Annotated in this window: 22 protein-coding genes and 1 pseudogene; 14 read left to right on the plus strand and 9 right to left on the minus strand. The window is 62.9% G+C overall.

What is annotated here, in order from left to right; genetic code table 11:
* The first annotated feature begins 187 nt into the window (after window positions 1-187).
* Window positions 188-1,732, plus strand: coding sequence for a pyruvate kinase (gene pyk, locus LOKO_RS15690; RefSeq protein ID WP_201025420.1), 1,545 nt, complete (start codon window positions 188-190; stop codon window positions 1,730-1,732).
* Window positions 1,695-2,072, plus strand: coding sequence for a hypothetical protein (locus LOKO_RS20320; RefSeq protein ID WP_235589040.1), 378 nt, complete (start codon window positions 1,695-1,697; stop codon window positions 2,070-2,072). The genes pyk and LOKO_RS20320 overlap by 38 nt, the downstream gene beginning before the upstream one ends.
* Here LOKO_RS20320 and LOKO_RS20325 read toward each other — a convergent pair.
* Window positions 2,034-2,237, minus strand: a pseudogene (locus LOKO_RS20325) (HD domain-containing protein); the annotation flags it as partial. The gene LOKO_RS20320 and the pseudogene LOKO_RS20325 overlap by 39 nt on opposite strands.
* 128 nt (window positions 2,238-2,365) lie before the next feature.
* On the minus strand, window positions 2,366-2,950 hold the full coding sequence (locus tag LOKO_RS15700; RefSeq protein ID WP_066451477.1) for a tetratricopeptide repeat protein: 585 nt from the start codon (window positions 2,948-2,950) through the stop codon (window positions 2,366-2,368).
* 205 nt (window positions 2,951-3,155) lie between these two features.
* Here LOKO_RS15700 and LOKO_RS15705 point away from each other — a divergent pair, with 205 nt between their 5' ends.
* Entirely contained in the window at window positions 3,156-5,099 is a 1,944-nt protein-coding gene (locus LOKO_RS15705) for an acetyl-CoA hydrolase/transferase C-terminal domain-containing protein (protein ID WP_235588886.1), read from the plus strand.
* A gap of 108 nt (window positions 5,100-5,207) precedes the next feature.
* On the opposite strand, the gene LOKO_RS15710 is transcribed toward LOKO_RS15705, so the two are convergent.
* The 6 genes from LOKO_RS15710 to LOKO_RS15730 form a co-directional block, all read right to left on the minus strand.
* A complete protein-coding gene (locus tag LOKO_RS15710) occupies window positions 5,208-5,507 on the minus strand; it encodes a hypothetical protein (RefSeq protein ID WP_144439683.1) in 300 nt (99 codons plus the stop codon).
* Window positions 5,508-5,818: 311 nt separating this feature from the next.
* Window positions 5,819-7,078, minus strand: a complete 1,260-nt coding sequence (locus LOKO_RS15715; protein ID WP_066451486.1) for a type II toxin-antitoxin system HipA family toxin — start codon at window positions 7,076-7,078, stop codon at window positions 5,819-5,821.
* Window positions 7,068-7,328 (minus strand): helix-turn-helix transcriptional regulator, encoded by a 261-nt coding sequence (locus tag LOKO_RS15720; protein WP_066452404.1) that lies wholly within the window; start codon window positions 7,326-7,328, stop codon window positions 7,068-7,070. The genes LOKO_RS15715 and LOKO_RS15720 overlap by 11 nt, the downstream gene beginning before the upstream one ends.
* A gap of 221 nt (window positions 7,329-7,549) precedes the next feature.
* Window positions 7,550-8,797, minus strand: coding sequence for an NAD(P)/FAD-dependent oxidoreductase (locus tag LOKO_RS15725; protein WP_066451495.1), 1,248 nt, complete (start codon window positions 8,795-8,797; stop codon window positions 7,550-7,552).
* 184 nt (window positions 8,798-8,981) lie between these two features.
* The gene (locus LOKO_RS18980) at window positions 8,982-9,158 is read right to left on the minus strand and encodes a DUF1289 domain-containing protein (protein ID WP_083517626.1); all 177 of its coding nucleotides are present in this window, start codon (window positions 9,156-9,158) and stop codon (window positions 8,982-8,984) included.
* The gene (locus LOKO_RS15730) at window positions 9,159-9,524 is read right to left on the minus strand and encodes a hypothetical protein (protein ID WP_066451497.1); all 366 of its coding nucleotides are present in this window, start codon (window positions 9,522-9,524) and stop codon (window positions 9,159-9,161) included. It abuts the gene before it with no gap.
* A 216-nt stretch (window positions 9,525-9,740) separates the two neighbouring features.
* Between LOKO_RS15730 and LOKO_RS15735 the strand changes: the two genes are divergently transcribed.
* Together LOKO_RS15735 and LOKO_RS15740 are read left to right on the plus strand one after the other, a co-directional pair.
* Window positions 9,741-10,355, plus strand: a complete 615-nt coding sequence (locus LOKO_RS15735; RefSeq protein ID WP_066451499.1) for a LysE family translocator — start codon at window positions 9,741-9,743, stop codon at window positions 10,353-10,355.
* A 98-nt stretch (window positions 10,356-10,453) separates the two neighbouring features.
* The gene (locus LOKO_RS15740) at window positions 10,454-10,846 is read left to right on the plus strand and encodes a nuclear transport factor 2 family protein (RefSeq protein WP_066451501.1); all 393 of its coding nucleotides are present in this window, start codon (window positions 10,454-10,456) and stop codon (window positions 10,844-10,846) included.
* 70 nt (window positions 10,847-10,916) lie between these two features.
* Here the strand turns inward: LOKO_RS15740 and LOKO_RS15745 are convergent, their stop codons facing one another.
* The gene (locus LOKO_RS15745) at window positions 10,917-11,123 is read right to left on the minus strand and encodes a cold-shock protein (RefSeq protein WP_066451504.1); all 207 of its coding nucleotides are present in this window, start codon (window positions 11,121-11,123) and stop codon (window positions 10,917-10,919) included.
* A gap of 525 nt (window positions 11,124-11,648) precedes the next feature.
* Here LOKO_RS15745 and LOKO_RS15750 point away from each other — a divergent pair.
* The 9 genes from LOKO_RS15750 to yghU all read left to right on the plus strand — a co-directional run bounded on the left by LOKO_RS15750 (window position 11,649) and on the right by yghU (window position 20,757).
* The gene (locus LOKO_RS15750) at window positions 11,649-12,731 is read left to right on the plus strand and encodes a CobW family GTP-binding protein (RefSeq protein WP_066451508.1); all 1,083 of its coding nucleotides are present in this window, start codon (window positions 11,649-11,651) and stop codon (window positions 12,729-12,731) included.
* Between the two features lie 194 nt (window positions 12,732-12,925).
* The gene (luxS, locus tag LOKO_RS15755) at window positions 12,926-13,450 is read left to right on the plus strand and encodes an S-ribosylhomocysteine lyase (RefSeq protein ID WP_066451512.1); all 525 of its coding nucleotides are present in this window, start codon (window positions 12,926-12,928) and stop codon (window positions 13,448-13,450) included.
* A gap of 18 nt (window positions 13,451-13,468) precedes the next feature.
* Window positions 13,469-14,680, plus strand: coding sequence for a DNA glycosylase AlkZ-like family protein (locus LOKO_RS15760; RefSeq protein WP_066451514.1), 1,212 nt, complete (start codon window positions 13,469-13,471; stop codon window positions 14,678-14,680).
* A gap of 208 nt (window positions 14,681-14,888) precedes the next feature.
* Window positions 14,889-16,661, plus strand: coding sequence for a mechanosensitive ion channel family protein (locus LOKO_RS15765; RefSeq protein ID WP_066451517.1), 1,773 nt, complete (start codon window positions 14,889-14,891; stop codon window positions 16,659-16,661).
* Between the two features lie 47 nt (window positions 16,662-16,708).
* Complete coding sequence (locus LOKO_RS15770; protein ID WP_066451519.1) at window positions 16,709-17,722, plus strand: DUF2157 domain-containing protein; 1,014 nt, start codon at window positions 16,709-16,711, stop codon at window positions 17,720-17,722.
* Complete coding sequence (locus LOKO_RS15775; protein ID WP_066451520.1) at window positions 17,719-18,798, plus strand: DUF4401 domain-containing protein; 1,080 nt, start codon at window positions 17,719-17,721, stop codon at window positions 18,796-18,798. The genes LOKO_RS15770 and LOKO_RS15775 overlap by 4 nt, the downstream gene beginning before the upstream one ends.
* Window positions 18,795-19,331, plus strand: a complete 537-nt coding sequence (locus tag LOKO_RS15780) for a GDYXXLXY domain-containing protein (RefSeq protein ID WP_066451522.1) — start codon at window positions 18,795-18,797, stop codon at window positions 19,329-19,331. Before LOKO_RS15775 ends, LOKO_RS15780 begins: the two co-directional genes overlap by 4 nt.
* Before the next feature lie 61 nt (window positions 19,332-19,392).
* Window positions 19,393-19,815 (plus strand): hypothetical protein, encoded by a 423-nt coding sequence (locus LOKO_RS15785; RefSeq protein WP_066451523.1) that lies wholly within the window; start codon window positions 19,393-19,395, stop codon window positions 19,813-19,815.
* Window positions 19,816-19,893: 78 nt separating this feature from the next.
* A complete protein-coding gene (gene yghU, locus LOKO_RS15790) occupies window positions 19,894-20,757 on the plus strand; it encodes a glutathione-dependent disulfide-bond oxidoreductase (protein WP_066451527.1) in 864 nt (287 codons plus the stop codon).
* Window positions 20,758-20,805 lie beyond the last annotated feature (48 nt).

Consider the following 20,805-nt stretch of genomic DNA (forward strand, 5'->3'; position numbering starts at 1 on the left):
CCGCCTGCCGCGCCTGCTGCCCCGGAATGTGCCGCTGCACATCCTGCTGCCGTCGCTGGTCGTTGCTGCTGCCATGCTGGTGCCGCTGCTCTATCTGGGCCTGCGGGCCTTCGAAGCTGACAGCGCCACGCTTGTCGATCTGGTCTTGCGTCCCTACCACCNGGCGTCGCCACAAGGAGGACTCTCCATGCCCCACTGCCAACCTCGCTCTCCCCTTCGTCGCACCAAGATCGTCGCCACCCTGGGTCCGGCCAGCGACCGCGACGGCGTGCTGGAAGCGATGATCGAGGCCGGCGTCGACGTGGTGCGCCTCAACTTCTCCCACGGTTCGCCCGACGACCACCGCCGCCGCCTCGAGCGGGTGCGCGAGATCGCCGCCCGCCTGGGCCGGGCCGTGGCCGCCCTGGGCGACCTGCAGGGCCCCAAGATCCGCATCGCCCGCTTCAAGGATGGGCCGGTAATGCTCGAGGAGGGGCAGTCCTTCCTGCTCGACATGGCGCTGGACGCCGATGCCGGTGACGTGACCCGGGTCGGCTGCGACTACAAGACCCTGGCCGATGACGTCGCCCCCGGCGACCGCCTGCTGCTCGACGACGGCCGGCTGGTGCTGCATGTGAACCGGGTGGCCGACCACCTGATCCACACCAGCGTGGTGGTGGGCGGCAAGCTCTCCAACAACAAGGGCATCAACAAGGAGGGCGGCGGGCTCTCGGCCCCGGCGCTCACCGACAAGGACCGCGCCGACCTCAAGACCGCCATCGACATCGGCGTCGACTACCTGGCGGTCTCGTTCCCCCGCAGCGCCGCCGACATGCAGGAAGCGCGGGCGCTGTTGGGCGAGACGGGGAAAGAGATCGGCCTGGTGGCCAAGCTCGAACGCGCCGAGGCGGTGGCCGACGCGGCGACGCTCGACGGCATCATCGAGGCCAGTGAGGCGGTGATGGTAGCCCGCGGCGACCTGGGGGTGGAGATTGGCGACGCCGAGCTGATCGGCATGCAGAAGCGCATCATCAAGCGCGCCCGCACCCTGAACCGGGCGGTGATCACGGCAACCCAGATGATGGAGTCGATGATCACCTCGCCGCTGCCCACCCGGGCCGAGGTGTTCGACGTGGCCAACGCGGTGCTCGACGGCACCGATGCGGTGATGCTCTCCGCCGAGACCGCCGCCGGGGACTTCCCGGTGGAGACCATCGCGGCGATCAACCGCGTCTGCCTCGGCGCCGAGCGCGAGAGGATCGCCCAGGAGTCCGGTCACCGCATCCACGAGGGCTTCTCGCGGATCGACGAGACCATCGCCCTGTCGGCGATGTACGCCGCCAACCACCTCACCGGCGTGGCGGCCATCGCCTGCATGACCTCCACCGGCTACACGCCGCTGATCGCCTCGCGCATCCGCTCGGGCCTGCCCATCGTCGGCCTGGCCCACAGCCCGGTGGCCCAGCGGCGCATGGCGCTCTACCGCGGCGTGGTCTCGCTGCCCTTCGACACCAGCGAGATGGCGCCCACCGAACTCAATGAGCGAGCGCTGGCGCTGCTGGTCGAGCAGGGCATTGNGGTGGCGGTCTGCGCCATGGGGGCCATGTCCCCCGGACCCAGCCTGGCACTGGTGCTGCGCCATCTTGTTGTAGGCGCCGCGGATCTTGAAGGAGTAGACCGGCTGCAGGTCCTCCCGCTTGATCAGGATGGTGTTGTTGAAGCGCCGCGAGAGGAAGGCGAGCCTCTCCGGTAGATGGGTTCACCAGCCGGTTACGTTTCAGCGCCTGGTCATCCCCTTCCATCGCTTCCAGAAGTCGGCGCTTCTCGGCCAGATAGACCCGGGCGAAGCCAGGATCTCGCGCGACGATGTTGATGGTGTTGTCGATCAGGTCGGCGTATTTGATGGTCTGCGCCTCAGGGGAAACCTCAGCCAGCCTGTCACGCTCCAGCGCTTTGCGGTGAGCGCGGTTGCCGATTTCCGGATCGATGAATTGATCCGTCAGTTCCTGGACCAGGGCGGCTACCCGCTGGCCGAAGCACTCCTCGATGTCCATCGGCGTAACGCCGGTATCCTCGAGCACATCATGCAGTAGGGCGGCGGCGATCATCTCCGGTGTTGCCGTCTCGACTGCTGACACGATCTCTGTGACGGCCACCGGGTGGTGCCAGTAGGGCTCGCCACTGTACTTGCGTCGTTGCCCAACGGCTTGATGTGCGGCCCTGCTAAACAGCGCAGCCCGTTCGGTTATGTCGTCCATTCAGGTAACGTCCTCAGCTTCACCTTCTCCATTGTGCCTGATATCTCTCGGCCTCGGATGGCTCTCGCGAGCCGGGTGAGGTCGATCTGCAATTGCCCTCGCTTCGGCTTTTCCAATGTCAGGCCAGTTTACGGCAGCAACTGCTTTATCAACGCCTCCCTCTCCATCTCCAGCATTTCCCCCAGCATTGGATTCTTCATCGGATCGTCGCTGTCCTGCCATTCCAGCAATAGCGCATCGGCCTCGGGAGAGCCGGCCAGGCGAGCCGCCAGGATGTGGTTGGCGTTGGGATAGTCGTCTGGCTCGCTAGCCAGGACATAGGCGGCCTCCACCTCCGCATAGCACGCCAAGGCATCGTCCGTGGCTCCTTCCAGGCGCTCATGCAGCATGCAGCGCAGCAGCATTCCCTCCTTGTGTAATCCTTCTTCGTGCAGTTCATCCAGGTCGCGTTTGGCTTCCTCGTACCGGCCGAGGCTGGCGAGGAGCTGCGCGCGGCTATTGAGCAATTCGGCGTTGTCAGGGTGTCGTTCCAGCCCTTCATCGTATATCGCAAGAACGTTCTCGAGCTGCTCCGTATCGCCCATGGCTTCCATAAGGGCGGTGCCGGCGCGCTCTAGATAGTGTGCCGGTGGCTCGCCGCTGGCCGGCGAGCAGGCAGTCAGTAGTAGGGAGGTAAGCAGGGTGGCCATCGAGATGAACAGGGTTTTCTTCACTGTGGTTCTACCTCGATTTCAACGGCGATGGTTGTCGTGTGAGAAGCCAAGCTACCTGAAACGCTCAAAAAGAAGTAGCCAGATAGGCTTCGATGGGCCACTCGGGGAGCCGGGTGTTCGCGCCTCCCGCCATTCGACGGCTGTCCCCATGTGCTAGCTTGAATCTATCGAAGCCAAGGATGGGGTTCAGGCTATGGGTGAACCGGTGAGTTATCAGGATGCTGACCAGTGCGTTGATCAGGTCATCGAGCGGGTGGGCAAGAACATTGTGTTGGGGCTGCCGCTGGGGCTGGGCAAACCCCTGCGGTTTGTGAACGCCCTCTATGCCCGCGCCCAGCGTGATCCGACGATCAAGCTGCATATCGTCACCGCGCTCTCTTTGCTGGCACCGGCGGGCGGCTCCTCCCTGGAGCGCCGTTTCATGGGGCCTTTTGTCGAGCGGCTGTACGGCGATATCCCCGAGCTGGCCTATGCTCGGGATGCCCAGGCCAACCGCCTGCCGGACAATGTCACGGTGTCCGAATTCTTTTTCCAGGCAGGCAACCTGAAGAACAACACCGACCAGCAGCGCCACTATATCTGCACCAACTACACTCACGCGCTGCGCGATTTGATGGCCCAGGGCATCAATGTGCTGGCTCAGTTGGTAGCGCCCGATGAGCAGGGCGAAGCGGTGAGCCTGAGCTGCAATCCGGACATGACCCTGGATGCGTTGCTCTGGCTGCGCGAGCAACCCTATGCCACCGTTTGTGTCGCGGAAACCAATCGGCACCTGCCGTATCTGGGTAATGACGCGGCTGTGGCGCGTACCGACTTTGACCTGCTGCTGGAAAACCCGGATACCGAGTATCCGCTGTTCAGCGCACCCCAGACGCCCATCTCGTCAGAAGATCACCTGATCGGCTTCTACGCCAGTTGCTTGCTGAAGGATGCCGGCACGCTGCAAATCGGCATCGGTTCCCTGGGGGCGGCGCTGGTGCATAGCACCCTGTTGCGCCAGCGGGACAACGCCCGCTGGCAAGCGATTTACCAGGACCTGCAGGTGGCCGAGCGGTTTCCGGTGGCCGAGCAGTGGGGTGACACCCAGCCCTTCAGCCAGGGGCTGTATGGCTGCAGCGAGATGATGGTGGATGGCTTTATCTACCTGATGGAAGGCGATGTGCTCAAGCGCCGGGTCTTTGCCGACGCCGACTTCCAGGAAGCGATCAACCGGGGCGAGATCGACCCGGAGAGCAGCGACCACCCCGACGCGGCCAAGGGTATGGTGATGCACGGCGGCTTTTACGTGGGGCCTCGGCGCTTCTACGACAAGCTGCACGCGCTGTCCGACGCCGAGCGCGCCAGCATCAACATGACCAGCGTCAACTACATCAATGACCTCTATGATCACCGCTTCGGGAATCAGCGGCTCAAGGTGGCCCAGCGCCAGCATGCGCGGTTTATCAACTCTGCCATGCTATGCACGATCGATGGGGCGGTGGTATCGGATGGCCTGGAGGATGGCCGGGTGATCAGCGGTGTGGGCGGGCAGTACAATTTTGTCGCCATGGCCCACGAGCTGAGCGGGGCTCGCTCGGTCATTACCCTGCGCAGCACCCGCGAGAGCGGCGGCGAAACCCGGTCCAATATTCTGTTCAGCTACGGCCACTGCACCATTCCCCGCCACCTGCGCGATATCGTGGTGACCGAGTACGGTATCGCCGATTTGCGTGGTCGCTCTGATGAGGAGGTGTGCCTGGCGTTGATCGCCATTGCCGATGCGCGTTTCCAGTCCGAGCTGCTGGCTCAGGCCAAGGATGCCGGCAAAGTGGCCGCCGACGTCGAGATTCCCGCGCTCTGGCGGGACAATACCCCCGAGCAACTGGCGCAGCAGTTTGAACGGATGGGCGGCGAGCAGGTCTTCTCCCGGTTTCCGTTCGGCACCGACTTTACCGACGAGGAGCTGACCCTGGGCAAGGCCCTCAAGCAGCTCAAGGCGCGCACCGCCACCCGAAGCGGCAAGCTGAAAGCGCTGCTGGGCGCACTGAGTGCAGGCCAAGCCAGCGACGCTGAACAGTCGTTGCTGGCCCGGCTTGAGCTGGATCGGCCCAGCGGCTGGAACGAACACCTGGAGCGGCGGTTGGTGCTGCAGGCGCTGCGATCGAAATAGCGTGTCAGGTTCAGAAACAAAAAAACCGCCACTGACGGGTCTTCCCGGGGGGGCGGTTTTGCGTTTCTGGCCCTCTGCTAGCGATTGCCGCTGGAGGACTGGTTCCGTTCAGCCGCGCAGCTTGCGCACGTTGGATTGGGTCTTGGTGCTGTATGGCTTCAGCGCTGCCGCGGTGATCTTTGCGGGATCGGCGCCGCTGGCCATCGCCACTGCCGCTCGCTCGGTTGCCGTGGCGTAAATTGTCCCTTTCTCCATCATCATGCTCATGGCATCGGGGAGGGTCATGGTGCCGCTGGCCATCATCATGGTGCGGCGAACGATCACCTCACTGGAAGAAAGCATCATCTGGTTGTAGGAAGATGCGATCTTCATCCAGGCGAACATCATGTTCATCGGGTTATTCGACATTTCGTCAGGTACTCCTCGTTATTTCGGACTTCGATCTGGTGCTTGTGGGTGGAGATTGCTCTTGGAGATTGCTCTTGGAGATCGCTCCTGTGGATAGCGAGTATCCACGCCTGAGCCTCGCCATGAAGCCATCGGGACTCAGAATTAGAGTCACACTAACCTGTCCTGCGACCTGTGTCGGTACGCTGGCCCACATTCACATGGCCTTCAGGCCCTGGTTCGTGGCACCCAGCCAGCCCTTGCTGCCGCAGCTGGCGATCCCATGGATTTCCATTGGTGCATCTCATCCACGATGCGGCCAAAGGCCACCCCTATCCGGCAGACCACCGCTCCGGCAGCTTTTGGCAATGGCTCAGCAGCCGCTGCTGTAGCCTTTCCAGCAGCGTCTGCTCAGTACCCTGATGAGCCTCGGTGCTCAGGGAGGCGAGTGTGCTGTCGATGGCCGCCGGCATGCGTTCGGCGAGTTCTAGCCCCTGGCGTAGGAAATAGCGTGGCTGGAAGCGCATCGAGCGGGCCAGCGCTTCGAGGTGCGAGCGTTCGATGCTTCCGGGGCGATCCTCGTCGGCGATGCGAAACGCGAAGCGGCGCGCGAGCCCGCTGTAGAGCGTCGTGCTCATCAGATCGTAGAACGGCGCCAGCCGAGGCCCCTCATCGGTATAGAGGATGGCGAGGTTCTTGGCGTGGCTGTCGTTGTTGCCCACCAGCAGGTTGAAGAAGAACCAGGCGATCAGGCGCTGCAAGTCCTTGGCCGGTGCGCCGGCCTGCTGCAGTAGGTCGCGACAGCGAGCCAGGCCGGGCCCGCCGTCGCTTTCGTACTTGATCAACGAAGGTGTACCGGCGAGCTGGCAGAAGTCGAGCTGGTGCAGGCGTCGCAGTCCGCCCTGTTCATCGGCAACCCGGTCGTAGCGGCGTACAAGGCAGGCGTGGGTCTCGGGCTGGTAGCTGGCCTCGGCGACTTTGAGCCCGAGTTCGGCGGCCAGCCGCATGCAGAAGGTCTCGTTGATGGCGGAACCCCATACGCCCCTCAGGGCCTGGATGTCCGGCTTGAGAATATGGCTGGAAGGCGCCGATCCTTCCGGTATGGCGGGGCTCCCATCTTCCAGTACCATCAGTAGTAGCTTGTCCTGAGCGCCGGCCAGCGAGATGCGGGCTTCCTCACCTTGTTGCGAGAGCAGGGGGCTTCGTTCCCGGTGTTGCAGATGTTCCGCTAGCGCTTCCCAACTGATGGGGCGATAGTGCGGCGGAGCCGGTGACTCGCCCGGTGGCAGCAAGGTAAAGCCGCTGGCTGTGTCCCCACCGATGGCCTTCAGCAGGCCGAAAACGGTCGTGGTGTGGTGGCGAAGTGCCAGATGGTGGCGCAGGTCGCCTTCCGGCAGCAGGTTCTCGAAGTAGGCCAGCACCGCATCGCCAACGTGAACCTGCTGAATGAGCGGCAGCGAGGGCGAGAGGCTGACCGCTTCAGGATGCTCCAGCCATTCGGTAGCATACTCGAAGCGCAGCGGTTGAACGTCGTAGAGGCGTCCGACATATTTGTCGCCGTGGTAAACCGCCAGAGTGTCATCACTCGCCATGTCGGCTGGCACCCTTGCGCCGCACGACGACCTCGAGCCCCATCAGGTCCAGCACATCCAACACCTTTTGCAGCTGCAGGGTCGGCTTGCCCCGCTCCAGATCGACGATGAATCGGTTGCCGGTTCCGGCCAGGCCGGCGAGGTCGATTTGCAATAACCCCTGTTCGGCGCGCAGCTGGCGTACCAGCTTGCCGAGCTCTTCACTGTGGCGAATGTGTGTCGGGTGGGCAGGGGAGTCGTTGGTAGGCATGGGAACCTGCATGTGATTACTGTTCGGTAATTCTAGGCGCGGCTCCCCTGTTCCGCAATGAAATAATTACCGATCGGTAATCATGAGGCCGTCAGGACGCGATAAATGGCGAAAATTACCGAACGGTAACTCTGATCGAGTTTCCCTGGCAGGGGAGTCGTGGGAGCCATGACAAAGCGGGCACCACAAGGGCGCCCGCTTTCGTACAAAGCCTTGTGGCCTTACATTCGGAAGCGATCGACGCGGAAGGGCGTCATATCCACCGCGGGCTCTTCGCCATCCATCATCTGGGCGAGCAGCTCGCCGGTGGCCGGACCCAGGGTAAAGCCCTGATGGCCGTGGCCGAAGGCGAGCCACAATCCCGCCTTGTCGGGGGCCGGGCCGATCACCGGCTTCATGTCGGGCAGGCAGGGCCGGGCTCCCTTCCAGGGCTGGCCGTCACGGCGCTTGCCCAGCGGGAACAGCTTGCGTGCCACCCTCTCGGCGGCAGCCAGCTGCTTGTACTGGGGCGGCGAGTCCAGGTCGGCAAGCTCGGCGCCGGTGGTCAGGCGAATTCCGGCGCGCATCGGCTCGAGCAGGAACCCCTTTTCGGCGTCCATGACCCAGTGGTTGAGCTTGGCTCCCTCTTCGGCGGAGTAGTGCATATGGTAGCCGCGCTTCACGAACAGCGGCACCTTCATGCCCAGCCTTCCCAGCAGCTCTCCGGCCCAGGGCCCCAGGGCCACCACCACCTCATCTGCCTCCAGGGGCCCCTCGCTGGTCTTGACCTGCCAGCCGCTATCTACCTGGAGCACGTCCTCGACGCTGGCCTGCATCACCTGGCCGCCCTGTTCCGCGAAGCTGCGGGCGTAGGCCTGCACCAGGCCGCCCGGGTCCGAAACCATCCAGGGCTGCGTCCAGAGGATCGCCCCGATCAGCCCCTTGCCCAGATGCGGCTCCTTGGCGTAGAGCGCCTCGGCGTCCAGCACCTCATACTCGACTCCGAAGCGCTCGTGGTTCTCCCGGGCTTCTTCCTGGCGCTCCTCGAACGCCTTGCGGGTGCGGTAAAGCTCCAGCCAGCCGCCCTTGCGCACCAGCGCCTCGGCGCCGGAAGCCTCGATCATCGGCGCGTGAGCATCCTGGCAGCGCATGATCAACGACGCCCACTCGCGCACGATGCGCTCGTAGCGCTTACCGCTCGAGTTCAGCCAGTAGTTCAGGAGCGGACCTGCCGCGTTCATCATGCCGGTGGGGCGGTAGCGGATATCCACCTTGCGATTGGGCAGCACCCGCAGCAGGGTGCCGATATCGCGGGGGAAGGCGTAGGGGCGCACCGCCTCGCGCTGGATGATGCCGGCATTGCCGAAGGAGGTCTCGAGCCCCGGCTCGCGGCGGTCCACCAGGGTGACGTCATGACCGCGACGCACCAGGTGCCAGGCCACAGATACGCCGACCATGCCGGCACCAAGAACGATGATATTGCGGGCCATGAAGGTCTCCCTGCCGATAGATACAGAAAGCTTCGCCGCGGGGCGAAGCCTGTCATTCACGGAGTTTAGCAGCACTTCCTGGAAAATCGGCAATGCGCCGATAAGTAAGAGGATAAGTCTATTATTGTGGCTTAGTGCAGTGTTTATGCTTTTGTTCTGGGCTGTATTCCGAATTATTTTCTTGTCAGTCGCGCGAGATCTTCTTCAAGCGCTCATCGGCACGTTTTACCGTTTTCATCTTTTCCGGCCGCTTCATGGCTTTCCACTGGCGTATCTCCTCCACGGTGCGGCCGCAGCCCACGCACAGGCCCCCCGAAAGCTGGCAAATCGAGACACAGGGGTTTTCGATCTTCTTGGCCATTCAGTGCCTCATGGCCTTGGTGCGCAGCCGACACTGCCAGTCGCCGCCGTGTTCCCGCTGACACGCCTCTTCGCTGTCGAAGTCGAGATGCCTTGAGGCGTCGCCGACATCGACTCCGACTTCTGCCAATGCCTCGGCGGTCAGCTCATTGATGCAACGCCGGGCATCGCCCTTGAGCGCATTCGCCAGATTGGGGTGGGTATCGAACACCCAGGTGACCACCAGGCTCTCGGGAAAGCGCTGGTAATCGACCTCATGGGTCAGCCAGCAGAAGCCGGACAGCAGGGGCTTGGCCTGCTCACAGGCATGTGTCAGCGAAGCGGACAGTCGCCGCTCCATCTTGCCGCGTTCTCGCTTGGCGATCATTGCGTCTCCCATGGGTTTAGCCTGATACGGGAAACAGTCCCGCGAAGCCCTTGTCGGTGCCGAAGGCCGACCATGGTGGGCTACAAATTTTGATCGATCAAGGATGTTATAACGTAGCATATGTAGGCGTTGCGTCTTGCTTTTCCAAGTGGCGGCAGTGATGCACTATGAGGATGTGCCGAACGTCACCGATATGACCCATTCGAGGAACGCGCTATGCCGCAGGAACTGTGGCTCTCCTTCTGCCTGGCCTCACTGTTGATCATCGCCTCCCCCGGCCCCGCGGTGGCCCTGCTGGTCACCACCGGGGTCAACCGCGGGCGACGGGCCGCCCTGGCCATGCTGCCCGGCTTTTTCCTTGGTGACCTGCTGGCCATGACCCTGTCGTTTGCCGGGGTTGGCGCGCTCCTGATGGCCTCCGCTGAGCTGTTCCAACTCTTCAAATGGCTCGGGGCCGCTTATTTGCTCTACCTGGGCATCAAGATGTGGCGCGAGGCTGGCCAACTGGGCGACTTGCAGCCTACGGGTACGGATATTCGGCTCGGCACGGCCAAGGCGTTTCTGGTTACCGCGCTGAACCCCAAGAGCCTGGCCTTCTTCATGGCCTTCATGCCGCAGTTCGTGGCACCCAGCCAGCCCTTGCTGCCGCAGTTGGCCATCCTGTTCTCGACCTTTCTGGTCATCGGCGTGCTAAGCGATCTCGCCTTCACCTTCCTGGCGACCAGCGGCGGCCGGATGCTGAGCGCACGGCTGCGCCGCATCCTGCACCGCACCGGCGCCGGCAGCCTGATCGGGGCAAGTGCCCTGGTCGCCGCCATGCGGCGGCCTTGAGAGTTTGTCAGGAATGCAGCAAAGAGGAAGCACCGACGCCACTGCAAGTCGTCCGGCGCTTGATGCCGGCGTGGGCGTATTGTCATAGGGAGAGCAGGATGAAAACGGCAGGCGATGTGGTGCGTCAATTCTGGCAGCTGATGGCCACAAATGACTTTTACTCGGTCGCGACGGTGCTTGCGCCGGATTTCGTTCTCGAATGGCCGCAGTCCAATGAGCGTATTTGCGGAGGTGAGCGCTTCGCACAGATGAATGCCGAGTACCCGGCTCATGGCCGCTGGCAGTTCACGTTGAACCGGTGTGTAGAGGGGGAGGGTGAAGTGGTGACGGAGGTCGCCATTACTGATGGCGTTCAGTCGGCGACGGCGATTTCATTCTTCACGGTGGAGAAGGGCAGGATTGTGCGCTTGGTCGAATACTGGCCGGAGCCATACTCGGCCCCGCAGGGCAGGGCGCATCACGTAGAGCCGATCTCGCCATTATATTTATAACGCAACAAGGCCCGCCGAAGCGGGCCTTGTCATCGAACCCTAAGGTTCGACAAACCGTTTAACCGTCAGGTTATGCGATTTGCTTGATATTTGAAGCCTGAAGGCCTTTCTGACCCTGAGTCACGTCAAAAGAGACGGAGCTACCTTCCTGCAGGGATTTGAAGCCATCGGCCTGAATTTCGGAGAAGTGGGCAAAAACGTCATCGCCGCCGTCAGTCGGGGTAATGAAGCCGAAGCCTTTGGAATCGTTGAACCACTTAACTGTGCCAGTCGTCATAATATATATCCTTTCGCGCTTAGCGCCTTGCAATGTTTCTGGTTTTACCCAGGTTTGTAGCGGGTAGAACGAGATAAATTACAGACTGCCGAAAGAATCGAACACTACTGAAACTCTATAACGCTTACTAACCAGCTGCGACTACGGTGTCACGGTTACTGGCTTGGGTCAAAGTCTTTCTGTTTAATTTTCCCGTATTAGCGTGAAGCGCATGTTTTCGTTGAAATTAATAAAATACTAATTTCGAGTGATGCGATACGAGAGTCTCACTTACCCAGTCGATGGGGTGCGGCCGGGGTCTGTGAGACCTGGACCAATGGCGCCGGGGGCTGGCTGACAGCAGGGCTCACGCTTCGATATATGTTATGATATAACATAAATGATGGCCTCGGGATGCCGTCTGGTAGCCAAGAGAGCGTGAAACATGCCAAGGCGGTGCGAGTGGGATGTTTCGCCAGGGCCTGCCAGGAACTTCCTTTCACTTCAACGATGTGGCGATGAATATGCCCCGTGATGGTGCTTTGTATGAACGTTGATACCGCGGATCTGATTCCCGTTACCGTACTCACCGGCTTCCTCGGTAGCGGCAAGACCACGCTGCTCAATCGCCTTGTCCGCCAGCCGGCCATGAAGGATGCGCTGGTGGTGATCAACGAGTTCGGCGATATCGGGCTGGACCACCGGCTGGTCGCCGAGAGTGACGAGCATACCGTGGTGGAAATGAGCAGCGGCTGCTTGTGCTGCACCATCCGCGGCGACTTGAGCCGCAACGTTCAGCAGGCCTGCGAGGCAGTCGAGCGGGAGGGTGGCCAGCCCTTCTCGCGGGTGATCATCGAGACCACCGGGCTTGCCGACCCGGCCCCCATCCTGCACACCCTGATGACCGACCACTGGCTGGCCCACCGCTTTGCCCTGGATGGCGTGATCTGCCTGGTGGATTCTGCCAGCGGTATCTCGACCCTGAATGCGCACCGCGAATCGCAGCGCCAGGTGGCGGTTGCCGACCGGTTGTTGCTCACCAAGACGGATCTGGTGGATGAGGAGCGGCTGTCGCGGCTGGCCAGCCATCTGGCGGCGATCAACCCGGCCGCCGAGCAGCTGCAGGTGCGTCACGGTGAGCTGGCGGCCGAATATGTGGTCGGGAGCAGTCTGCCCGCGAAGGGGCAGCGCGCCGAGGGTTGGCTGCGTGCGGCTTCCTATGCCCAGGTTTCCCCGGCGATGGGCATGGCGCCACCGACCCCCGGTGCCCTGGTCACGATGATGGCGCCGGCATCCGGCCCGGCGCTTACCCGGCATGGGGAACAGATCCGTTCCTTCTGCTTCACCGTCGAGCAGCCCATCGCCCCCGAAATCCTGGAAGACTGGCTGGACCTGCTGATGTCGCTGCTGGGCGATAAGATCCTGCGGGTGAAGGCCATCGTGAAGATCGCAGGGCGCGAGCAGCCGCTCGCTCTGCATGGTGTTCAGCACATCTTCCACCCACCGGAGCCGCTGCCGGTGGAGGCCTGCCGTGACGGTGTCTCGCGCTTCGTGTTCATTACCAACGGCGTGGCGCCGGAAGCGGTCACGCAGCTGTTCGACTACTTCCAGCCGGCTCAGGCGACCTGACGCCGGGGGGCGTTCAAGAGAACAGCGGCGGGCCGGAAGCGCTACCCCTTTGCACCGCGCCGACGCTTCGCCACGATCTGGGCTGGCATGGGACGGAGGGTGTGCCGTTATACCAACGATTGAACGCGACGGGTTTATGCTGTCATATACCGGCAACACGACCAGCAAACCCAATCGGAAAATCAGGACTGAGCATGCCCTTACTGGATAGCTTTACCGTCGACCACACGATCATGAACGCCCCGGCTGTGCGCGTCGCCAAGACCATGCAGTCGCCCTCCGGCGATACCATCACGGTGTTCGATCTTCGCTTCAACAAGCCGAACGAAGAGATGATGGGTGAGAAGGGCATTCACACCCTGGAGCACCTGTTCGCAGGCTTCATGCGCAACCACCTGAACGGCAAGGATGTCGAGATAATCGATATCTCACCGATGGGGTGTCGCACGGGGTTCTACATGAGCCTGCTGGGCAACCCCAGCGAGGAGCGTGTCGGTGAAGCATGGCTTGCGGCAATGCAGGACGTGCTGAACGTCAAGCGTATGGAGGATATCCCGGAGCTGAATGAGTACCAGTGCGGCACCTTCGTCATGCACTCTCTGGAAGAGGCAAAGGCGATAGCACAGGGCATCATCGAGCAAGGCATCGGGGTTAATCAAAACGAAAAGCTCGCACTGAGCGCCGAACAGCTAAAAGCGCTGGGCAACCCGGGCGCATAGTGTCTCCAGGCATCGCCGATGACCGTCCAACAGCGCTTGTCCCTGACGCGGGCCGACGCTCGCCGCCTGCTGGTGTGCTATCACTTTCAGCTGGCCTCGCTGGCGACCGTAATCCGTCGCCTGGGGACCATTCAGTTCGATCCCCTGGCACCGGTCGGTACCAACCCGGACCTGGTGCTGCAGTCCCGGGTACCGGGATACAGGCGGGGTGACTGGCTGCATGCGACCTATGCGCAGCGACTCCTGGTCGATGGCTGGGACAAGCAGGCCAGCCTGATCCAGCCCGGCGAGTGGTGGGCCCAGGCGCCGTTCCATCGCTGGTTCGAGCGGCGCTGGCGGCAGCACGGCGTGGACGTCGAATCCCCGGAAGCTCTCGCCCTGGTCGATCAGGCCGAACGCCACGGCCCCGCCACCAGCCTCGAGCTGGGTGATCAACGGTCCGATCCCGCATTACGCGGCAGCTGGTACGGGCCCAAGCGCTCGCGTCATCTGCTCAAGGCGCTGTGGGATGCCGGACGCCTGATGACGCACCATCGAGTGGGCGGCCGCCATGCCTACGACTTGCCCGAACGCGTGCTGCCCCCGGCCGCGGACATGCAGGGCGCCACGCAGGAAGACGCCCTGCAACGGCTGGTGGTCCGTCGCGTGCAGGCCGCTGGCCTGCTGCGTCCCACCGCCGATGCCGCCGTGTGGTTGCTGCCCTGTTCGCGTGCCGAGCGCAACCGCATGGCCGCACGGGCCATCGCTGCGGGAGCGTTGGTCGAAGTCGACGTGGAGGGAACGGGCTACTGGGCCACGCCTGAGGCACTCTCGGTTCTGGAGGCGTCGCCCGTTACGGCCGGTGGCACGAGTCAGGGAGTGCGTTTTCTCGCCCCGCTGGATCCGCTGATGTGGGACCGCGGAGGTGTTGCCCGCCTCTTCGGTTTCGACTACGTCTGGGAGGTCTACAAGCCCCTGGCCCAGCGGCGCTGGGGGTACTATGTGTTGCCGGTGCTGTGGGGCGACCGCTTCGTTGCTCGCTTCGACGCCAGGTGCCAGCAGGGCACCTTGAGCCTTCTGGCCTGGCACTGGGAGCCAGACATCCAGCCGGCCAGGCTTCCCGAGGGCCTGCCCGATGCCCTGCAGCAGGCTGCCCGTGAGTTTCTCGCCTACCTCGGCGCTACCCGTCTCGTCCTGCCCCGGGGCCTCGGTCGCGAAACCCGGCGTGCCTGGCAGAAGGCGGTCAAGTGATTCCCTCTCGAGGGTAATGCCGCCGCAGCCCGATAACGCTCAGGTGCGGTAGCGACGGGCCGCCTGCGACTGGACGAAGCGGTAGCCGGTGCGCTGTACTGGCATCAGCCATCGGTCGAGCCGCCTGGTGCGATGCACGGTGCGACGCGACCCGCATAGTGCTGCCTCAGGAAGGGGCGGCGGATTCGCTTCAATCAGGAAGAGGTCTATGACTGGAAACGGTGCATGGCGGCTGTGGAGCATCCTGGCGGTAATGGCAGTGGCCATTGTCATTTCCGGGGCCAGCCTCGCGCAGATGCCGCAGGGTGCGGTTGCGAATGGTGGCGAGAGTGAGAGCGACAGCGAGGAGAAGGAGTGGTTTCCGCTCGATACGTTGAATGACGGGCTCGACGCCACCCCCGACGCGGTCAGGCGAGATACGCCACGAGAGTCGATCCGCAGTTTTCAGCAGCTCACTGATCAGGAGGAGTATGCCAGCGCGGCACACGTGCTGAATCTTTCCGAGCTGGACGCCGCTGAGCAGCCGCAGAGGGGCGCGGAATTGGCCAGGCAACTGGCCGAGATTCTCCGGCGTGGCGAATGGCTCGATGTATCCGACCTTCCCGGGCGCCAGGACGCCGCTATCGAGGACCCGTCAGGACAGCATCCCCAAGCCGGAGAACCACGCCGAAACCTCGAGCTGGCCTCGCTCGAGGCCAAGGGCGATACCTATGATATTCGCCTGGCCCGCTATCGGGTTGACGACGAGGATCCCATCTGGCTGATCACTCCCGATAGCGTTGCGTCAATTCCCGTACTCTACGAAGAGTTTGGTCCGTCGCTGTTGGAAGCGTATATCCCGGATCGCTTCAAGACCTCTTTCGGTAGGCTCCAGGTCTGGGAATGGATCGCCATTCCGGTCTTCCTGATGCTGATCGGCCTGGTAGGGTGGGGTGTCTACGGCCTGGTCGGCTTGCTATCGCAATGGTTCCCCAACGGCGTGCCCAGCATATTCGCCAGCAGGATCCGGAGCCCCATGGCTTTCCTCATCATGGCCTTCGTGGCGCAATCCCTGCTCGACTACGTGGTTTCCTTCACTGCCGTTGCCACCACGTTTATCCGTATCCTGTTGATCATTATGATTGCCTGGGGCGTCGGTACGATAGCGCTTCGGTTAGTGGACACCATCCTGCTCAAAGTGACGCGGCGCATGGTGGGGGAAATCGACGACACCAAGCCCAAGGATGAGCGCAAGCTGCTGACCACGCTCTACGCTGTGCGCCGTATCATCATCCTGATCACCGTCGCTGCGGTCTCTGTCTATGTGCTGAGCCAGATCCCGCTCTTCGAGACGCTGGGCATGTCGTTGCTGGCGTCAGCCAGCGTGCTGGCGGTGCTGGTGGGTATCGCGGGTCAGGCGGTGCTGGGTAATATTCTCTCATCCTTCCAGTTGTCGCTGGCCAAGCCCATCCGCATCGGCGACCTGGTGATGTTCGAGGGGCAGTGGTGCTATGTGGAAGGCATCTTCTACACCTTCATTCGCTTGAGAAGCTGGGATGAGCGGCGCTTGATCGTGCCGGTGACGTATTTCGTCTCCAAGCCCTTCGAGAACCTGTCGGTGAAGAGCGCCAAGATGTACCGCACGCTGGAGTTGGTCGTCCATCTGAGCGCCGACACTCAGGTCATACGAGAGAAATTCCTGGAGTATGCCAAGGAAGAGGACAACGTCGTCGAACACCACAGGCTGTGCTGCTACGTCACCGGCCAGAGCGAGCGGGCGCAGACCATCTCCTGTTACCTGATGGCCTCCGACCCCTTCGCCGGCTGGGTGGCGGAAATGAATATCCGCGAGCGGCTGATGGCGTTTATCCGTGACAACCACCCCGAGTGGTGGCCGCGGGAGGTGGTGGTGCTCAGCCAGCACGACATAACTAAGGGCGACGAGCCGCGGGTGCGTCCGCCATCTGGAGTCGAGAGCCACGGTGGAGAGGCTTCCGAGTGAGAGGGGGCACGAACCCCCCATTCCGAGATACCACGTAAGGAAGCGACATGGCCTCCATTCGCCGTGAGCTGGTGGCATTGATCGAACGCGGCGCGATTTCGCGTGAACAGGTTGCGCGGGCGGTCGCGCTTTCCGGTCTCCACCCCTCGGGGCGGGCCTGGGGCGTGTTCCTGGATCGACTGCTGCTATGGCTGGGCACGCTGTCCCTGGCCAGCGCGCTGCTGTTCCTGGTCGCCTACAACTGGGCCGACATGGGCCGCTGGCTGCGCTTCGGGCTGGTGCAGGCGGCGCTGGTGGCGGCGATCGGCGTCTACTGGTGGGCCGAAGGACGCGGCCCAGTAGATGAGGGAAGAGCGGATGACGGTGTAGTCGTCAACATCGTGGCACGAGCCGCGCTGACGACGGCCTCGCTGCTGCTGGGCGTGCTGCTGGCGCTGTTCGGTCAGGTCTACCAGACCGGCGCCGACCCCTGGCAGCTGTTCTTCTTCTGGGCCGTGCTGATGCTGCCCTGGGCCGTGGTGGCCCGCTTCGATGCGCTCTGGGTCCTGTGGCTGGGGCTGCTCAACCTTTCGCTGCTGCTCTATTTCCGTACCTGGGGCGGGTTGTTTGGCAGCCTCTTCGGCGGAGACGCCGCCGCCCTCTGGGGGGTGTTCGCGCTCAATACCGTGGCACTGGCGGTGTGGGAGCTGGCCGCGCGGCGCTGCCGCTGGCTCTCTACCGGCTGGAGCACGGGCCTGCTGGCATTGGGCAGCGGCATTCCCCTGACCCTGCTGATGCTCATGTTCATCCTGGATGAGTGGGCCGATGTCTCGGCTGCCTTGCTGATTTACCCGCTGTGGCTGGCTGCGCTCTATTTCATCTATCGCTATTGGCGGCCCGACCTGTTCATGCTGGCGGGCGGTTGCCTGTCGGTCATCGTGGTGGTCACCACCTTCTTCGGCCGGCATCTGCTGTGGCAGGGCGGGGCGGAGGGCTTCCTGTTGTTATCCCTGGGGGTGCTGTCGCTGGGTGCTCTGGCGGTATTCTGGCTCAAGCGGCTTCACGTGGAGATGTCGCCATGACCCGGCCGCTCACGGAAAGGCTCGCCCAGGCCGGCATCGTCGTTGACGAGGGTGATGCGCCGCCGGTGCTGGAGGCGCCCTGGTTCGTGCGGGCGCTGCAGGCGTTCTCGGGCTGGCTGGCCGCGCTGTTTCTGCTCGGCTTCATCGGCATGGGCGCGGTATTCGTGCTCGACAGCAGTGCGGCGGCCGCCACGCTGGGGCTGGTGATGATCGCGGGCGCCTATGCACTGCTGCGGGGTTCGAACGGTGACTTCGTCGAGCACCTGGGGTTGGCGGGAAGCCTGGCGGGCCAGCTGCTGGCGGCCTGGGCTCTGGGCGCCGCACTGGGAGACGTGAACGCCGGCTTCTGGTGGTCGTTGGCAGTACTGCAGGCGGTACTGGCATTGGTGATGCCAAGCCACACCCACCGCACTTTTTCCGCCTTCGCGGCGAGCCTGGCGTTTTATCTGGCCTTGACCGAAGGCGTCTCGGCGCCTTCGCTGGCCGGTGGCCTGGTGCTGCTGTCACTGACCTTCCTGTGGCTCAACGAGTTTCGCTGGCCGACATATATGCGCCAGCTGCAGGCGCTGGGCTATGGCCTCTTGCTGGGCCTGCTCGCCATTCAGGTCACGGGGTATCACGGGCAGTCGCTGCTGCTTGGGCGCTACGGTTACGGTACGGGCCTGGCCTGGCTGGAGCCTTGGGTGGGGGATGGCCTGGGCACGCTGGCGCTGTTGCTGCTGATTCGCCACGTCGTCCAGCGCCACAGGCACGCCATTGCGCCGAGCGCGCGGGTGGCGGCCTATGGCGCTGCGTTGGTGCTGATGCTGCTTTCGCTTCAGGCCCATGGACTGAGTCAGGGGGCGCTGGTGGTTGCACTGGGCTTCGCCATCGGCAATCGCCTGATCATGGGGTTCGGCGTGATATTGCTGCTGCTGGCCATCACGCATTACTACTACTGGCTCGACGTCACGCTGCTGGCCAAGTCAGTGACGCTGCTCTTGCTGGGCGTGCTGCTGCTGGCGCTGCGCTGGGTGTTGTGCCGCAGATGGCCCATCGATACGCGGGTCGCTGCCGGGGAGGATGTGAGCCAATGACACCGACAGCGAAGTGGAGCCGGGTCACCGTGGTGGTAGCCCTGGTGCTGATCCTGGCTTTGGTCAACTGGAGCATCTGGGCCAAGGAGCGACACCTGGCCGAGGGCGAGGTGGCGTACCTGGAGCTGGCGCCGGTGGACCCGCGTTCGCTCATGCAGGGGGATTACATGGCGTTGAGTTTCGAGGTTGGAAACCGCATCCGGGAGGCGCTCGATGCGCAGCACAGGGTGGGTGGCGAACCGCAGAGCATTGATGGCCATGTGATCGTTCGCCTGGACGCGCAGCGCATCGCGCACTTCGAGCGGCTGGATTCCGGGGAGAGTCCGCTGGATGCGGATGAGATACGCATAAACTACCGGTTGCGCAATGGCCGGGTGCGGTTCGCCACCAATGCCTTCTTCTTCCAGGAGGGCCACGCCGAGCGCTATGAGCCCGCCCGCTACGGCCAGTTTCGCGTCAACCAGCGCGGTGCGCCTTTACTGGTTTCCCTGCACGACGCCGAGCTGGAACTGCTTGGAGCGATGGAGCGGTAATAGCGATGGATTGTTGTAGCAAGCGAGATAGCAAAGCATGAACAGGGGAAGCGTTCACCGAATGTTTGTCGCGGTCGAAATGCTCGTGCTGGCGCTGCCGGCGAGTGTGGTCTGCCTCTTCTCCAGCGTGGTTCTGTTTCTTACCTTGGGTTTTCCATGGAGTCTGATGGACTTGGTGGTCATGCACTTCGTGCTGATTGGAATGCTGGGTATTCTGGGGTTATGGCGTGTGGCGGTCGCTTGTATCTGGAATCGCCAGACGTGGGTCGATCACGAGGAGGCGTTGTACTGGTGGTGGCGGGCGGCCTGCCTTGGCGCGGGGCTGGTTGGCGTCTCCTTGGCAGTGTTCGTCCTTCTCGGCCTGGGGTGGGATGCGCCGAAGTGGGCGATCATCATCGCCCTCGGAATTGTTGCGAGCCCCTTGCTGATTCCATTCTGTCATCTTGTCTATCTACGGCGCAGCGGCTCGAAGCTTGAACGTTAACACGCTATCTTTGTGGCACTGCGTGCTGTTTCCCCAGATGGGGTCGGGACGCTTCGTCACCAGCGAATTGGAGCTTTCATGAGCCAAGACAACGAGTATGTGCCGCCGAGGGTCTGGAAATGGGAGAAGGAGAGCGGCGGTCAGTTCGCCAGTATCAACCGGCCCATCGCCGGCCCCACCCACGACAAGACGCTGCCGGTCGGCAAGCATCCGCTGCAGCTCTACTCGTTGGCCACGCCGAATGGGGTAAAGGCTACCATCATGCTCGAGGAGCTGCTGGCGAGGGGGCATCAGGCGGCCGAGTACGATGCCTGGTTGATAAAGATCGGTGACGGCGATCAGTTCGGAAGCGGCTTCGTCGAGGTCAATCCCAATTCGAAGATCCCGGCGCTGATGGACCACAGCACCACACCACCTACACGAGTGTTCGAGTCGGGCTCCATCTTGCTATACCTGGCCGAGAAGTTCGGCGAATTGTTGCCGCGTGAACCGGCGGGGCGAACGGAAACCCTGAACTGGCTGTTCTGGCAGATGGGCAGCGCACCCTACCTGGGCGGCGGCTTCGGCCATTTCTATGCCTACGCGCCCACCAAAATCGAATACGCCATCGACCGCTTTGCCATGGAGGCCAAGCGTCAGCTCGACGTGCTGGATCGCCGCCTTGGTGAGACACGTTACCTGGGTGGGGACGACTACACTATTGCTGATATTGCGACGTGGCCCTGGTACGGGCAGCTGGCGCTGGGCCGTGTCTACGATGCCGGCGAATTCCTTCAGGTACAGACGTACGAGAACGTGCAGCGCTGGGCCAGCGATATCGATGCCCGGCCGACGGTGAAGCGAGGGCGGATGGTCAACCGTACTTTCGGCGAGCCTGAGGAGCAGCTGCACGAGCGCCATGACGCGAGTGACTTCGAGACGAACACCCAGGACAAGCGTTAGTCGCTGTCTATCGAGGCAATAGTCCTGGCCTTCTTAACTGCCCGCTAT

This window comes from Halomonas chromatireducens (assembly GCF_001545155.1).
Taxonomy (GTDB): Bacteria; Pseudomonadota; Gammaproteobacteria; order Pseudomonadales; family Halomonadaceae; genus Halomonas; species Halomonas chromatireducens.